Annotated in this window: 2 protein-coding genes; one reads left to right on the top strand and one right to left on the bottom strand. The window is 69.8% G+C overall.

Features of this window, described 5'->3' with window-relative positions:
• Window positions 1–13 precede the first annotated feature (13 nt).
• Window positions 14–14,683 carry a hypothetical protein gene (locus tag LFM09_RS35320; RefSeq protein ID WP_414100937.1) on the bottom strand — a complete coding sequence of 4,890 codons (14,670 nt, stop codon included), beginning with the start codon at window positions 14,681–14,683 and terminating at the stop codon, window positions 14–16.
• Here LFM09_RS35320 and LFM09_RS35315 point away from each other — a divergent pair.
• Complete coding sequence (locus LFM09_RS35315) at window positions 14,658–16,094, top strand: hypothetical protein (RefSeq protein WP_414100936.1); 1,437 nt, start codon at window positions 14,658–14,660, stop codon at window positions 16,092–16,094. The two genes, LFM09_RS35320 and LFM09_RS35315, sit on opposite strands and share 26 nt — an antisense overlap.
• Window positions 16,095–16,581: the final 487 nt, after the last annotated feature.

The raw sequence follows: 16,581 nt of genomic DNA, 5'->3' as shown, positions 1-16,581 counted from the left end.
TCAAGCTAAAGCATCACTGCCGGGGGCGGTAGGTCACCTGACCGTTGACCACTGCCATCTCCAGCTCGACGGTGAACTGGGCCGGACCGCCCATCGGCGCCAGCACGACCGGGTTGCCGCCGGGCTGGTGGATGCGCAGGTTCACGCCCAGCTGGGTGGCGATGAGGTGCCCGACCAGGTCGCGTGCGTTGCCGGCGCCGCGGTTCTCGTTCGGCTCCGGACGCATGCTCCAGTTCAGGTTCTCCACCAGCGCGCCGGAGAGGTGCCCGGGGTGCATCGGACGGCTGACCGTGAAGTCCGAGACCGCCTGCGACACGCTCGGGTCATTCGCCGCCCGGTTCACGACCTGCTGCCGCAGCACCGCCGGGTTGTTGCCGGTCAACTGCGCGACCGTTGCGTACAGGCCGTTCGGCGTGGTCGGCGGCGGCGAAGGACGCTGCAGAACGTCCTGCGACAGGTACGTCAGCTGCCGCAACGTGTCGTTGACCTGGCCAGATGCCGCAACCTGCACGGGCGCGGGCGGTGGAACCGACCCGGTGTAGGTCGTCCTGCCATCCGGATTCGCTTGAGCGGCGATGTGCAGCGCCGGGAGGAACCCCGGCTCGGGGTCCTTCCACTTCGCGGCCTTGTTCTTGTCCGGCTGGGTGGAGTGGTCGAGGACCACCGGTTTGGGGTCGTACAACGGCTGGTGAGTTGTCGTCCCGCTCGGTCCGTGAACGATGATCGGCCGGTTGAGCTCGGTCGCGAGCAGCTTGAGCGCGAGCTCTTCCGCCCTGCCCGCCTTGACCTTCTCGGCGGCCTTCTCCTGAGGATCGAACACGTCGTCGATCTCCGGGTCGACCTCGGGGGAGTAGGCGGTGGGCGGCGCCGGGAGCGGCTCGATGAACGCGTTGACCAGGTGGCCGTTCTCCAGGCCGTGCTCGCGGCGGAAGTTCGCGATCTGCGAGGTGACACCGGCCGACGCGACCGCTCCCTGCCGGATCGTGCTCGCCCGCAGGTCCGTCGCCGCGGGCGCGCCATCGGACTCGGCGGCCAGCGCGTTGTGCACCGCGTCGAACACGCCACCCGGCCGCGGGTCGCCGACGTGCGGCGCGATGCCGTTCTTGAGCAGGTCGAACGTGCGGGTGACGTTGCTGCTGTTGTCCGACAGCGCCACGTTCAGCACCGTCGCCATCTTGTGCTGCTTCTCCGTCGGGACGATGTGGCCGAGCTCGGCCTCGGTCCGCGGAGGGAGCTTCTTGCCGTCCTTGGGCTTCGGCCTGGGCGGGGGATAGACGGTGGTGGGGTCGATCTGCGGATCGACGCCCATGTGCCCGTGGCCGGGGACCTCCGCGGAGATCGCCTGGTTGAGGGTGTTCTTGTCCTCCCAGCCGAGCTTGAGCGCGTCGACCCTCGACGGGTTCCAGCCGCCCTGCGTGCCCGCGTCGACGTGCGTGCCGGTCGCCTCGTCGTAGGCGTACTCGTGCCGGATCAGCTGCTGGGGTTCGCGCTTGTCGTGCGGCTTGTCGGGGTTGTTCTTGGTGGGTTTGCCGGTCTTGCTGTCCTGGAACTGGTCGCGGATGTCGGCGACCGAGATCTCGGCCTTGGCCGCCTTCGCCGCCTGCCCTGGGTCACCGCCGAAGGTCCTGCCCGGCACAGTGCCGAGGGCGACGTGCGACTGCGACCACGACTTGCCGTCGTTCTTGGCGAAGTCGAGCGCGATGCGGGACAGGTCGGTGCCGACCGCACCGTTCACGAAGTCGGTCGAGAAGCTCACGCCGCGATACCGGTTGCTGTTGGTCTGCAGGTCGACGTCGATGCCGGACTGGACGGCGACCGCGGCGACCGCGGCCTCGAACTCCGCGTTGCCCCTGATGAACTTCTCGTTCACCCGGATCTCGGCGTTGATCGAGGCCAGCGTCTTGGCCTGGCTCGGGCTGGGGGTGCCGCCCTGCTCCCTGATGTCGGCGCGCAGCTGATCCCTTGCCGCCCTCAGGTCGGCGTTGAGCTCGGGCTTCGGCAGCCCGTTGGTGTGGATCTCGACGATCTCCTTGCCGGCGAACGAGTTCATCGACTGGCCGAGGCCGTTGAACTCGGCCATGCCGTCGCTGAACCTCACCGTCGGGTCGACCAGCGGGACGTTCGCGTCGATGAACAGGTTGGGCTCCGGCGAGTACGGCAACAACGGAGCCGAGTCCGCCTGCCGGACCCGCGCGTCCATGTCGTCGTTCATCGCCTGCTGGAACTTCTCGACGAACGCCTGCTTGTTCTCGGGCTTGACGTGATCCCGTGCGAGGTCCAGCTGCCGCTGCTTCTCCGCCCGCTTCTTCGCGTCGAGAGACGTGTCCGCGTCGAGCGCCTGCTGTTCCTTGGCGATCCGCTTGGTGACGTCGTCGATCAACGCGTCCACGTCGCCCACGCGGTAGCCGCCCGCGTGCAGCAACGGGCGGATCGGGCCGGCCTCCGGTGAGTTCAGTGTCTCGTTGAAGTGGTTGAAGACGTCCTTGCCCGACGGGACCTGGCGCGAACCTGAGTCGAAGTCCTGAATGGACAGATACGGGTGGGTGCCCCTGCCGTTCATCGCGCCGACCGCGAACTTCGTGGCGGAGCTGGTCATCGTCTCGTTGCGCATCCGGCCGTACGGGAAGTCCTCGTTCGCCTTCACCGTCGACAGTGGAACGATCGCGATGGGTTCCTTGCGATGCGCGACGTCGTCGGTGGCCTGTGCGATGTTCGCCGGCATCGCGTCGTTCGAGCCGGCCCGGCCGTTCACGCCGACGACGAAGACCATGTTCTCCTTGAGGTCTCCGGCGTCCCTGGTGACGGCGTCGATGACGGAGTTGATCTCGCCGAGCTGGTTGTGGCCGACGATCATGTTGATCACGAACGACGGCGGCTTGTCGCCCTCGACGCTCTCCTTGAGCTTGGCGAGGTAGTTGTCCGGCGTCTGGACCTCGACGGGACCGTTGGCCAGGTTCGCGAACGCCCGGTTGTACCGGAAGTCGACGTCGCCCAGCGACAGGCTGGTGAAGCTGTCGGCCAGGTTGTCGAGATCGGCGTCGTTGCCGTGGTTGCCGTCGTCGAACACGTGGTCGTCGTCGCGGCGGCGCTTGTGCTGTTCGACGCTGCCGTCGTCGTCCCGGTCGGTGCGTTTCGGCATGGGCCGGGTCTGGACGTCCGGGTCCAGTTCGGTCGTGGTCCGCGCGGGTGGCGGTGTGCTGATCGGACCGGTGGAGTCCAGCCTGGTGTCGGGCACCATCACCTGGCTGGTGGCGGTGCGTTCGACGAGCCACAGGTGCCGCGGCCGCAGGCCGGGTTCGTCGCCGTGGACGTCGGTGCCCATCATCCCGCCGTCGTCCTTGTGCACGCCGGAGTTCGTGTCGTGCTGCTGGAACACCCGTGAGGAGTCGCTGTACTCGTCCGGGACTCCCAGGTAGTGCAGCGTTTCGTGGGCGAGGACCTCTGGGCTCGCGGCGGGGTTCCAGTGGGTCTGGTCGACGTTCTCGTTGGCGGGGTCGACCTTGATGCTGGTGTGGGCGTCGGCCTTGTTGTCGGTGAACTCCAGGTTGAGGTGGAACTGGTCGCCGCTGGGCAGCCGGTGTCCCTGGTTCAGCAAGGAGTTCACGCCGTTGGCGGCGTTCTGCTTCACCTGTTCGACGACGGCGGGGTCGACGTTCGCGGCGGGGTCGAGGTGGACCTTGACGGTGTACTCCTGCACGAAGTTGCCGGGGCTGGTCTCGATCCGGCGCAGGTCGTAGTTGATCAGGCCCTGGTAGGACTTCAGGTTCGACGGCGTGCTGTCCGTCCGGATGTCGTGCACGACCACGTCGACGGTCCGGACGTCCGCGACGGCCCTGCGGTCGGCCCACGTGCTCGGGTCCGCCGGATTGCTGGGGGCGAACCAGTCGGCGGTCCTGGCCGGGTCGTGCCGCCACGACTCGTCGGTGATGACGTCCTTGCCCTGGTGGGATTCCGGGGTCGGCGGGGTCATCGCGGGCGGCGCGCCACCGCTGCGCACCCTGGGCGCGTCGGTCCTGGCGTCGCTGCTGGGTGCGGGCGGTGCCGGGGGAGCGGGCGGCGGTGTGGTGCGGGACGAGCTAGCCTCGGCCCCCGCCCTGCTGCTCTCGGCCACCGACGACTGGGACTCGGGCGGCAGTGGGGGCAGCGGTTTCTGGTCGAGGTCCGCGCTGGTGTTCGTGGAGGTGCCGGCAGACGGCGGCTGTGGCGGGTTCTGCGTTGCCGTGTCGGTGTCCGCCGACGTGCCGCTCGTCGTAGCGGTGTCCTTGGGCGGCGGAGGCGGCGACGTCTGCGGGGCCGTGTTGAACGCGTCGACCTCGCGATCCACCTCGGCCTTGGCGTCCCACCACTCCTGCTGCTTGGCGTCCGCGGCCCGCCGTGCGTCGTCGAGCTTGATCTCCGCGTCCTTGATCGCCTTCTCCGAGGCGGCCCGCTCGTCCACCAGCGCCTGGTGCGCCTGTTCGGCGTCGGCGCGGGCGGCGTCGGTCTGAGCGACGACCTGCTGCTGCGCCTGGAGCGCGGCACGAGCGTCGGCGGCGGCCTTGCGCTGGGTGTCGAGTTCCGCGTGCGCGTCGGTCAGCTGTTGCTGGGCGGAGGCCAGCGCGTTGTGCGCGGTATCGGCCTCCTGCCCGAGCCGATCCAGCTCTGGCTGGGGCGCACCGTTGACCTGCGCGTCGTCAAGCGCGTCCTTTGCGGACAACGCGTCCTGGCTCAGTGACGTGATCTGCGGGTTCAGCTCCTGGATCGTGGCACGGGTGCGCGCCACGTCGGCCTGGGTCGTGGCCGCCGCGGTCTCCAGCGCCGGGAGTTTCGACTCGGCGTCCAGGTGGGCGTCGATCGCGGTGTTCAACGCCGTCGCCGCGTCGCCCAGCGGCCGGTCGGTCCTGGCCAGCACCGCGGCGGCGGAGTTGATGGCGTCCTGGGCCTCGTGGCGGGCCGTCTCGACGTCCTTCTCGGCGGTTCGCCAGTCGTCGGCCGCCTTCTTGACCTCGGTCTGCGCGTCCTTCAACGAGTCGTCGAACGTCTGGTTCAGCACGGTCTCCGCGGCGTCCGCCGGCATGCGCACACCGGCCGAACCGGGCACGGTCAGGTCGACCACGCCGGTCTTGCCGCCGATCGTCGCCACCACGCGGTACTCGACGTCGAACTGCACGAGCCCGCTGCGGGACGGCTCGGCGGGCTTGATGTTGCCGCCCTGGGCCGTGGCAGGCCCGCCGGACACCGCGGCGGAGTTCTCGCCGCCGTGCCGCGCCTCCACACCGCCTGTGCTGAAGTTGACGGTGTCCTTCGCGTCACCGCCCTGCTTGACCGCCGCGCTGCCCTGCGCGAGACCGACGGAGACGTCGGCGGTCTCGGAGACCTTGGCCTCGCTGGAGGTCTCCACCGTCTTCGTGGTCAGCGGGTTCTCGATCGTCACGCTGTCGCTCAACGACCCCAGCCGCGGGTTCACCAGCTTCGCGTAGACCTTGACGTCGGCGTCCTGCCCGAACGTCAGAGCCGCTTCCTTCAGGCCGGGCACGTCCAGCGGGCCCGCCAGCATCGACGGCAGGTGCGGCTGCAGGTTCTCCGGGCTCAGGGTGGAGAACAGGCTGTTCAACGCGCCGGTTCCCTTGCCGGTCAGGCCCTTGCCCGCGCCTGCCTCCGTCAGCGCCTTCAGCGCGGCGTCGCGCAGGTCGCCGGCACCGCGCAGGTTCTCCACCGACGCGGTGGGCGGCAGCTGCGAGGCACGGCTGTCCTGCTGGAAGGCGAACGTCGCCTCCGGGGTGCCGAACTCGCCACCGCGCCGCGACGCAGCGGACATGTAGGGCTCCGGGTTTCCGCGACCGGAGGTCGGCTGGGAGACCTTCTGGTTGTCCGCGTGCGTGCGGACGACCATCTCCTGCTTGCCGCTGCCGGCCTTGGCGATCTCCTTCGAGCCCTTTTCGACGACGAGCTCGAACTCGACCGGCACGGTGTACTGCGCCGCCGGTCCGCTGGCCGTGCGGGTGTGGCTGAACGCCTCCTGCGTGGAGGTCGTCACCGAGCTGCTGTTGTTGCCGCCGACGTTCACGCCGGCGCTGGCACCCGCGGTGCCGGAGACGTTCGGGTTCGCACTGCCCGGTGCGGCCAGGCCGGGTGCACGAACGCCGGCGCCCCACCCGGAGCCGCGGCCCAGCCCCGAGCTCTTCTTGTGGGAGCCGCCGGTGTTGTGGCTCATGTCGACGCCGTCGTTGACGACCTGGTCGAACTTCGGCTCGCCCGTTTTCGCCCGCAACGTGACCTGGTAGGAGTCCTTGCCGAACGTTCCCGGCTGGTGCACCAGCAGCGGCACACCGCCGTCCAGCGCGCTGTCGATCATCGCCTTGACGCTGGTCGGTGAGTTGAGGTCGACGATGCGCTGCAGGTTGCTCATCGAGTCCTTGAGCACCGAGTCCGGGATCAGCGCGTCGCTGCCGAACTTCTTGGTGTTCGTGGCGAGCTGGTTCGTGAGGTCGTTGACGACCCCGCCGAGGTTCGGCAGCGACTCCACAGTGGACAGACCCAGCGCACCGGGCTCGCCGACCGCCACCGTCGACGGCGGCGCCATCTTCGGGAAGTCCGGCTTGGGCACGTTCGGCGCCACCGTCGGCAGCGCGCCGAGCTCTCGCGCGACGTCCTCGGACACGCGCACGAACACCGACTTCGGCATGTTCACCGTGACGCCCTCGGCGTTCGGTGTGCCACCGTGCAGGAAGTTCCCCGCGCGGCTCTCGCCGACGATGGTGAACTCGGCGTCGATCTGGACCAGCACGGTCCGCGCGTCACCAGGGGTGGTCCTGCCTCGGTCGACGTTGCCGCCGATCTCGTTCGACTCCGTCTTCGTGTCTGACCACGGCGTCCACTTGGCGGTCACCGCGGCGCCGCCGGAACCGCTGGTCTGCGACGGCGTGCCCGCGGGCGGTGGCGTGACGTTCGGGCGCACCGGCACGTTGACGCCGCCGGTGACGTCGACCGACCGGCTGGTCGAGGACGACTCACCGGCCTTGTAGCCACCGCTGACCGAGTTGTCCGCGCCGGTGGTGTCCGAAATGGACACCAGCTTCGCCTCGCCCAGCTTCACCGACATGCCGATGGCGCCGGAGCGGTCGGTGACACGGCGGTCGTACTTGAGGCCCTGCTCCTGCACGCCGGTCTCGATCAACCTCTGCAGGTTCGCCTTGATGTTCTCCGGGGTGAACATCTTGTCGATCTGAGCGCGCGACGCGGTACCCGGAGTGGTCAGGGCCGAGTCGCCGTTCGCGGCGCGGTTCAAGGCGTCGATCGCCTGGTCCCGCAACGCCGTCGTGTTCGCGACGGCCTCGACGTTCAGGAACTCCGGCGACTTCGGCCGCGGGTCCTTGGGATTGAGCAGGTCCTTGACCGTCGGCGAGGTGTCGAGCTTCGTGGGCTGCGGGTCACCGGGTTTGAAGCCGTCGCCGGGGTCGTTGTCGAGCGTCGAGCCGTCCGACACCCACAGGTTGACCTTGCCGTCGATCTTGTCGAGACCGGCGCCGGTCCTGGCGACGGTCTTCACCTCTGGCGAGTGGAAACCGGGAGCGCCGGGCACGATGTTGCGCACCCAGCTCCGCGGCCGGGTGAAGGAGGTGATCTCCACCTCGAACTCCACGTCCTGCTGGAACACCTGGGCGTCCGCGCTGCCGGGGTTCGACGACGTGGCGGAGACGGCGGGCCCTGCCGAGGTCTTGTCCGTCCACGAGTGGCTGTAGGACACACCGGCCTGCGGGGTCGGGGTGAGCGCGGCGACGCCCGTCTTGACCGGGATGTTCATCCGGCCCTGGACGCCGCTGGTCCACCCCTTCGTGGTGCTGGTGTTGGCGTCGAGCTTCGGGCCGGTCGTGGTCGAGTCGCTGACCGGCCGCGCGTCGGCCTGGCCGAGGTGCTTCGGGTTGGAGAGCTTGGCCTTGACCGTCACGTTGACGTAGGTGTTGGTGGTCTTGCCGGTGTTCTTCAGCTGCACCTGGACGCCAGGGCCGAGCAGGCTGTCCATGTTCGCCTTCAGCGCGGCGGGGGAGAGGCTCGCGGTCAGCTTGCGCTGGTTCGCGAGCTGCTCGGCGACGTCGGAGAAGCTCTGGCCCTTGCCGCTGCGCGGGTTCGCGTCCGGGTTGTTCCACTTCGGCAGGAACTTGCCCATGCCGGGCAGGTCCTTGAGCGCGCTCTCGACCTGGCTCTGCACCTGGGTGGCGGGTGTGAACTCGCCGACCTTGGCGTTGCCGGCGGCGAGCGTGTCCGCGAGGTAGGGCGGCAGGTACTTCGTGTCCGCGGTGGCCGGATCGGTGATCGTGTTCCTGGTGCCGTCCGGGGTGGGCAGACCGACCGCGCCCGCCTCGTGCAGGCCCATCCGCATGTGCGTGGTGACCGGGATCTTGACGCTGTCGCCCGCGGGCGTGCGCACCTCGACCTCGGCGGTGACCTCGTACAGGCCGGTCTCGTTCTTGACCCCGATCCCGGTCTTGTGGCTGCTGCTCGACCCCGCGTTCACGCCCTCCGCGGTGCGCGCGGAGTAGGTGGCGGTGGCACCGACCGCGCCGCCGAGCTTGCCGGGCACACCGAGGTTGCCGCCGAACCCGGCGGTGACGTCGAACCCGGTCTTGGTGGACGAGGACACACTGCTGCCCCAGGCGGAGGTGTCCTTCAGGTCCAGCACCGCGCTGTCGTGCGTGCCGACCAGCTTCGCGTCCTTGAGCGTCGCCGTCATCTGCACCGCGCCGCCCTTGCTCGCGTGCGGACTCGTCAGGTCGGGCGAGGTGACGAAGCCGCCGAGCATCGCGGGCAGGTTGTCGCGGATCGAGGTGGGGCTGAGGAAGTTCTGCAGCACCTCGCGGCCGGGCGAGCCGATCTTCGTGATCGACGGGTGCAGCTTCTCGGCGACGTCGCTGAACGCCTGCGCGGAGTCCTTGACCACCACGGCTTCCGGCACCGCGTGCTCGACCTTTGTGCCCCATGCCGCGTCGGTCGGCGTGACCACGTCGGAGGTCCTGCCCGAGTTGACGATAGTGCTCAGGTCGGCCGGGACCTGCAGCGTGACGTCGGGGCCGGTGCTCAGCGTCGCGAACTGGCTGGGGTTCCCGCTCGCGTCGGTGACGATGATCGAGTACTCCACCGGCACGGTGACCTGCTTCGAGCCGTCGTCCGACGACTTGATCGCGCGCTGCTCGGTGGTGCTGTTCGTGGTCGTCTGGGACACCGCGGGCGTCGCGAGCGCGGCCTTGCCACCCAGCGAGCCGTACGGGCCCATCGCGACGCCGGCCGTGGCCGATGCGCCGACGTCGTTGGACGTGGCGATGGTGTTCGTGGTGGTGGAGGCCGCAGCAGCCTGGAAGTTCCTGTCCACCTTGGTGGCGGCCGCGTCCCTGACGGCCGTGGTGGCGTCCGCCTGCATCTCGGCGCGGATGTTCGCCTCGAACCAGGAGTTGCCGATCTTCACCTGGAAGTTGCGGCCACCGCCGAGGAACGTCTCGAAGTCGTTCTCCAGCGCGTTCTTGATGCGTGCCTGGTCGTTCGGCTTGAGGCCCTGGATCTCGTTGACGACGGCGGCCGCGCCGCGCACGTCCGTCGGCGTGATCGAACCCAGTGCCTTGTTGTCCTGGAAGAAGCTCGGCAGGTTCGTGCCCGGCACCTGGCCCACCGGCTGCGGGGCCAGCGTGGTCATCGGGATGACCGGGTTCGGCGTCGGCCGCGGCGGTGCCGGGCGCGTCTGCGTGTCCGGTGCCGGTGGTGCGCCCCTGGTGCCGGACGTGCCGGACGGGCCTTCGCCGAGGTCGTTCGTCGGCACGTGCGCGGTGTAGTGCGTCTTGCCGTTGGGCTGCGGGTGCGCGTCGAGTTCCAGCGGCGGCGGGAACGTCGGCGGCGCCCAGTTCTGCGCCTTCTTGATCTCCGCCGGCTTGGACTTCGAGGTGATCTCGGGCGCGGGCTCGTAGAACGGCTCGATCGTCTTCGCGCCGTCCGGGCCGTGGATCGTCAGCGGGCGGCCGATCTCCGTCGCGAGCAGCTTGGCGGCGAGCTCCTCCGCCTTGGCCGCCTTGGCGTTGTCGGCGATCTTGTCGGCGTCGATGTCCTGCGTGTCGGTGGCGGCCTGCGGTGCCGCGCTCGGTTCGACGAGCGCGTTGACCAGGTGGCCGTTCTCCAGACCGTGTTCCTGACGGAAGTTCGCGATCTGCTTGGTGATCGCGGGCGACGCGGTCGAGCCCTTCTGGACCGCACCGGTGCGCAGGTCCGCCGCGGACTTGATCTCCGGCGCCGGAACGGCCTTGCCCTTGCCCTTCTTGGAAGGTGCGGGGGCTGGGTTGGCCGCGGCGTCCTTGACCACGGCGTCGTGCACGGCGTTGAACAGGCCGTCCGGGCGCGGGTCCGCCGCGATCGGCAGGACGCCGTGCTCCAGCGTGCTGAACGTGCGGATGACGTTGCTCGGGTTGGCCGACAACGCCAGGTTGAGCATCGCGGCCATCTTCTCGTTCTTGGCCGTCGGGTCGATGCCGATGTTCGAGTGCCCCTCGACGGGGGCGGACACCGCGTAGTTGAGGGTGTTCTTGTCCTCCGAGCCGAGCTTCTTCGCATCGGCGCCGGGGTCCCAGCCACCCTGCGAACCGACGTGCGTGTGCTTGCCGGTCTCGGGGTTGTAGCTGTACTCGTGCGTCTTGAGCTGCTGGGCCTCGCGCTGCTCGTGCGACTTGGTCTTCGGGTTCGGTGTGCCGTCCGCCTTCGGCTTCTTGTCCTGGAAGTCGTTGCGGATGTCCGCACCCGACACGTCGGCCTTGGCCTTCCTGTCGGCCTTGTTGTCCACCTTGCCGGTGACCGGGTCCGGCGCCGCGCCGTACATGCGGTTCGTCACCGAGGTGAGCGCGACGTGCGACTGCGGCCAGGACTTGCCCTCGCTCTTGGCGAAACCGAGCGCGAGGCGGGACAGGTCGGTGCCGACCGCGCCCTCCTTGAAGTCGCTGGTGAAGTTCTCGCCGCGGTAGGGGTTGCGGTTGGTCTTCAGGTCGACGTCGATGGCGGAGTCGATGGTGAGCTGCTGTGCCTTGCCCTGGAAGCCGGGATCGGCGGCGGCGCGTGTTTCCTTGGCCTTGATCTCGGCGTCGAGCGAGGCGAGGACCTTGGCCTGGGCAGGGCTGGGCTTGCCGCCCTGCTCCTGGATGTCGGCTTCGAGCTGCGCCTTGGCCTGCTTGACGTCCTCGACGAACGGCGGCTTCGGGAGCTGGTTCTGGTGGATCTCGGCGATCTCGTTGCCGGCGAACTGGTTGATCGACTGGCTCAGGCCGCCGAACTCGTTGCCGTCCTTGCTGAACTTCACGCCGGGGTCGACGACCGCGACGTTCGCGTCCATGAAGAGGTTGGGCTCCGGCGAGTACGGCAACAGCGGCGCGGAGTCCTTCTGTCGGGTGCGCGCGTCCATGTCGTCGCTCATCGCCTGCTGGAACTTCTCCGCGAAGTCCGGCTTGTTGATCTGCTGTTCCGCGATCCGCAGCTCCTTGAGGGCGGCCGCCTTCTCGTCGGGCTTGAGCTTGGTGTCGCTGTTGACCTTGGCCCGCTCGTTGTCGATCCGGGTCTGGGTGTCGTTGACGAGCGCGGCCGGGTCACCGACGCGGTAGCCACCGGAGTAGAGCAGCGGGCGGATCGGGCCGGCGCCCGGCGGGTTCAGCGAGTCCTTGAAGTGGTTGAAGATGTCCTTCTGGTCGCCGGTGACCCTGCGCGAGCCGGTGTCGAAGTCCTGGAACGAGATGTACGGGTGCGTGCCCTTGCCGTTCATCGCGCCGATGGCGAACGTGGTGGCGGGGCTGTGCATCGTCTCGTTGCGCATGGTGCCGAAGGGGAAGCCCTTCGCCGGGTCGAACGTCGGCAACGGCACCAGCGCGATCGGCTCGGGCCTGCCGGCGACGCTGTTGTTCGCCTGGGTGATGCTGCTGGCGATGTTGGCGCTGGAACCGTTGGGGCCGTTGACACCTACGACGAACACCATGTCCTTGCCGGTGGGCCCGGCGTCGGCGGTGATCGAGTTGATGACGTCGTTGATCCTGCCGACCTCGGCGTGGCTGACGATCATGTTGACCACGAAGGACGGGCGCTTGTCCGCCTCGACGCTCTCCTTGAGCTTGGCGAGGTAGTTGTCCTTGGTGGGCAGGTCGAAGCCGTCGTTCGCCAGGTCCTTGAACGCCTGGTTGAACTGGATGTTGTCGAGCGACATGTCGTTGAGCGCGTTGGTGAGCTCGTCGACCTGGCTGTCGTTCATGTCGGCGTCGGCCTGGGTTTCAGGCTGGGTGTCGACGTCCATCGGCGATTGCTCGTCCACAGTGGACGGACCGGCGTTGCTGGGGCCGGCGACGTTGTCCGGGTCGAACGGGGCGCCGTGGTGCTTGAGCTTCTTGTTCTGCTCGGGGCCCGTCTCGGCTTCGCTGTCGCTGTCGCTGTCCCAGCCGTGCTTGTGCTTGGGCATGGGGCGCGTGTCGGCGTCGGACCTGGTGTCCGTTGCCGGGTTCGGTGCGGCGTCGGACCTGGTGTTCGTGTCGGCGGGCGGGGTCCAGCCTGCCGGAGGCGGCACGGTGGCGGGGCCGGGCGGGTTGATCGTGGTGTCCGGGACCATGACCTGGCTGTTGGCGGTGCGTTCGATCAGCCAGAGGTGGCGCGGCCGGATGCCGGGGTCGGGCAGGTGGACGTCGGAGCCCATGAGGCCGCCGTCGTTCTGGTGGACGCCGGAGTTCGTGTCGTGCTGCTGGAAGACGCGGCTCGTGTCCTTGTACTCGTCCGGGATTCCCAGGTAGTGCAGGGTTTCGTGCGCCAGGACCTCGGGGCTGGTGTCCGGGTTCCAGTTCGTCTGGTCGACGTTCGGGTTGGCCGGGTCGACCTTGATCGTGGTGTGGGCGTCCGCCGGGTTGTTCGTGAACTCCAGGTTGAGGTGGAACTGGTCGCCGCTCGGGAGCCGGTGTCCCTGGTTCAGCAAGGAGTTCACGCCGTTGGTGGCGTTCTGCTTGACCTGCTCGACGACCTTGGGGTCGACGTCCGCGGCAGGGTCGACGTGCACCTTGACGGTGTACTCCTGCACGAAGTTGCCCGGCGTGGTCTCGATCCGGCGCAGGTCGTAGTTGATGAGTCCCTGGTAGGACTTGATGTTGCTCGGCGTGCTGTCCGTGCGGACGTCGTGGACGACCTGGTCGACGGTGCGGACGTCCGTGTCGTTGCGGCGGTCGGCCCAGGTGCTGCGGTCGGCCGGGTTGTTCGGCTGGGACCAGTCCGCGGTCTTGGCCGGGTCGTGGCGCCACGACTCGTCGGTGATGACGTCCTTGCCCTGGTGGGATTCCGGGGTCGGCGGGGTCATCGGGGGCGGCGCGCCACCGCTGCGGGCTTCGGTGTTGGTGTCGGCCGATGGTGGCGCGGAACGGGTGCTGTCGCTGTCGTCCGGGCCTGGCTTCGTGTCGGGGGTGCCCTCCCGGACGGCGTCGCCCAGCACCTCGTAGCCCGTGGTGGTGCCGGGGTCGGTGTTGTGCTCCCGGTGCGGGCGGTCCTGGTCGAACGTCGCCGCGTCCTGGTCGAGGATCTTGTACGACCCGTACTCGGCGAGGTCGTCGAAGACCTCCTTGCGGAACGCGTCGCCGAGCGGGTTGTCCTTGGTGATCGGGTACGACTCGAAGCGGCTCTCCCACTCCTGCCGGCTCGCCTTGCGGTCGGTGTCCACGACCATTTCCCAGGCGGCCTGGGTCCACGACCCCGGGTTGGTGGCGGCGTTGACCGTCTTGCCGAGGTTGGCTGCGTCGATGTCCTGGTGCATCGCGAACGCGTGCACGTTGGCACCCGACCCCTTGTGGTCGCTCAGGTACTGCTGCAGGTGGTGCTGCGCCGACACCAGCGACAGCCCGCCCTGCGTGTAGTCGATCAGCACCACGTTCTTGCCGTCGGGCAGATCGCCCAGGAACTCGTCGAAGTGCTGGTTGAGCATGTTCTGCTGGTCGGCGTTCAACGGCCCGACCTTGCCGCCGTGCGCCTCGAACGACGGCGCGAGGATCGAGCTCGGGTCCGCGGGCGGTGGCCGGAAGTTCGACAGCGGAATGGACACCGCGGGGTGCCCCTGGTTCTGCAGCGCGGCGACCACGGCGGCCGGACTGCGCCCCAGCCCGACGTAGGCGAAGTCGCTCGGCGGGTACTTGCTCGTGATGTGGTCGGCGACGTCGTTGACCGCGTTGACCAGGTTCTGCTGCCCCTGGATGTGCTGGTCGCGAGCCACACCCATCATCTCGGCGTGGAAGTCTGCGGCGTTGTCGACGTCGTACGCCTCGGGCTTGCGGTTGCCGCCGCCCAGCTCGGGGTCGTAGAGCAGCGGCATGATCGTCGCGTCGACGCCACTCCGCGCAGGCACGTCGATCCCGTTGTCCGCCAACCACTGCCTGGCCATGTACGGCGTCAGGCCGACCGTCTTGCCGTCCTCGACCTTGATGCCGACGAACTCGGACGGTTTGTTCGGCTGGTACGTGAGCTCGCCGTTCTTGTCCGGGTCCGGCTGGTAGCGCGAGTCCTGCTTGCCTGGATCCTCGGCCCGGTAGCTGTCCACCCGCTGCTCGACGGTCTGGAACTCCGGGGCGTCCTCGTACACGGAGTCGGCGTCACTGTCGCTGCGCGGCGGCTGGTTGTTCGCGGCGGGCTGGTTCTGTGCCGGCGTGGCGACCGGTGGTACCACGGCCACGTCGGGCGCGGTGTTCGCCGGGGTGTTGGTGCCGGCCGACGTCGAGGGAACGTTCGGGGCGGGCGCGGGGCGCGACTTGACGGCGGAGTCGCCGGGGTTGGGCGCGTTGGCGGGCGGCACGTTCGGTGCGGGGGTGGGCGCCGGCGTGTTGACCGGTGGCGTGCTCGCTGCGGGGTTGGGCGACGGCGTGTTCGCAGGCGGCGTGTTGGCGGGTGGCGTGTTCGGTGCGGGCGCCGGAGTGTTCGTCGGCGGCACGTTGGGTGCTGGGTTCGGGTTGGGTGCCGGGGCCGGAGGGTTGACCGGCGGCGCGGCCGGTGCGGGGCGCGACTGGACCGGCGGTGCCGTGTCGGCTTTCGGCGGCTGGGCGGACGGGGTGGTGTCTGGCCTCGGCGACGGCGTGTTGGCCGGTGGTGCGGTGTTCGGGGTCGGCGCTGGGGTGTTCGTCGGCGGCACGTTTGGTGCCGGGGACGGTGCGTTGACCGCCGGTGCGGGTGGCGACTGGACCGGTGGTGCTGTGTCGGCCTTTGGTGGCTGGGTGGACGGCGTGGTGTCCGGCTTCGGCGACGGAGTGTTCGGCGTGTTGGCCGGTGGCGTGTTCGGTGCGGGCGACGGGGTGTTCGTTGGCGGCACGTTGGGTGCCGGGGACGGTGCGTTGACCGCCGGTGCGGGTGGCGCGGGCCGTGGCTGCGCGGGCGGAGTGTCGGCCCTGGGGGGCTGGGTGTTGGGTGCGGGGTTCGTGTCGGGGGATCGCGTGGGCGCCGGGGCGGGGTTGGGTGACTGCGCGGTGGGTGCCGGGGATGGTGCGTTGACCGGTGGCACGTTCGCGGCGGGCTTCGGGGATCCGGGCGGCGGCGTGTTCGGGGCCGGCGCTGGGGTGTTCGGCGCGGGTGTGGTGGCTGCGGGCGGTGGGGCGCTCGGCGCGGGTGTGGTGGCTGCGGGCGGCAGCGTGTTCGGCGAGGGTGTCGTGGCAGCAGGCGGTGGGGTGAGTGGCGTCGGCTTTGGGGCCGGTGGTGGCGTTGACGGGGAGGTTCCCGGGGCCCTGGTGATGGTGTTGTCGGGCGTGGGCGGTTTGGGGGCGTCGAACACGCCCTTGCCGGGGCCGGTGCCGTACTTGCTGCCGCTGCGGTCTGCGGGGGTGGCGGCCGGCGTTGCGCCGGGGGCCATCGGGGGTGGTGCCGCGCCTGGGGTGGTGGCGGCCGGGGGCGGCGTCGGGGCGATGCCGCTGCCTCGTGGGGCGGTCTGGGGTGGCGCGGCCACGGAGGCCTGCGGGCCGGGGGTGCTTGGCGGGGCGGGGGGCGTGCTGGGGACGCCGCCGGGCTTGGGGGTGCCTGGCGTTGCGCCGGGAGAGCTGGGCGGCGTGCCTGGGGTTGCGGCGGGGGAGCTGGGCGGCGTGCCTGGCGTTGCGGCCTGAGGGGTGGCTGGCGTCGGCTTGGGCGCCGGTGGTGGGGTCGACGGGGAGGTTCCGGGGGCCTTGGTGATGGTGTTGTCGGGTGTGGAGGGCTTCGGGGCGTCGAACACGCCCTTGCCGCCGGTGGTGCCGAACTTGCTGCCGCCGCGTTCGGACTGTCCTCCGGTCGCTCCGGGTGCTCCGGGCGCGCCTGGGGCCATCGGGGGTGCCATACCGGGGGCCGTGGGCGGTGGGGTGGCGCCGCGCGGGCCGCCGGCGGAAGGGGATGTCACTGCGCTTTGCGGGCCGGGCGGCGTCACGCCTGCCTTGGGACCGCTGGCCGCAGGGCTGCCCGGAGCGCTGGGGGTGAACGGTGCTGGGCCGCCCTTGCCTGCGGGTGGAGTGCCGGGCTTGGCACCTGGGGCGCCGGGTGCGGTGGGGGTGAAGGGGGCTGGGCTGCCCTTGCCGGTGGGTGGAGTGCCGGGTTTCGCACCTGGGGCGCCGGGTGCGC

Source organism: Lentzea alba (genome assembly GCF_047445655.1).
Lineage (GTDB): Bacteria > Actinomycetota > Actinomycetes > Mycobacteriales > Pseudonocardiaceae > Lentzea > Lentzea alba_A.
This window is presented reverse-complemented; position numbering and strand designations above follow the sequence as displayed.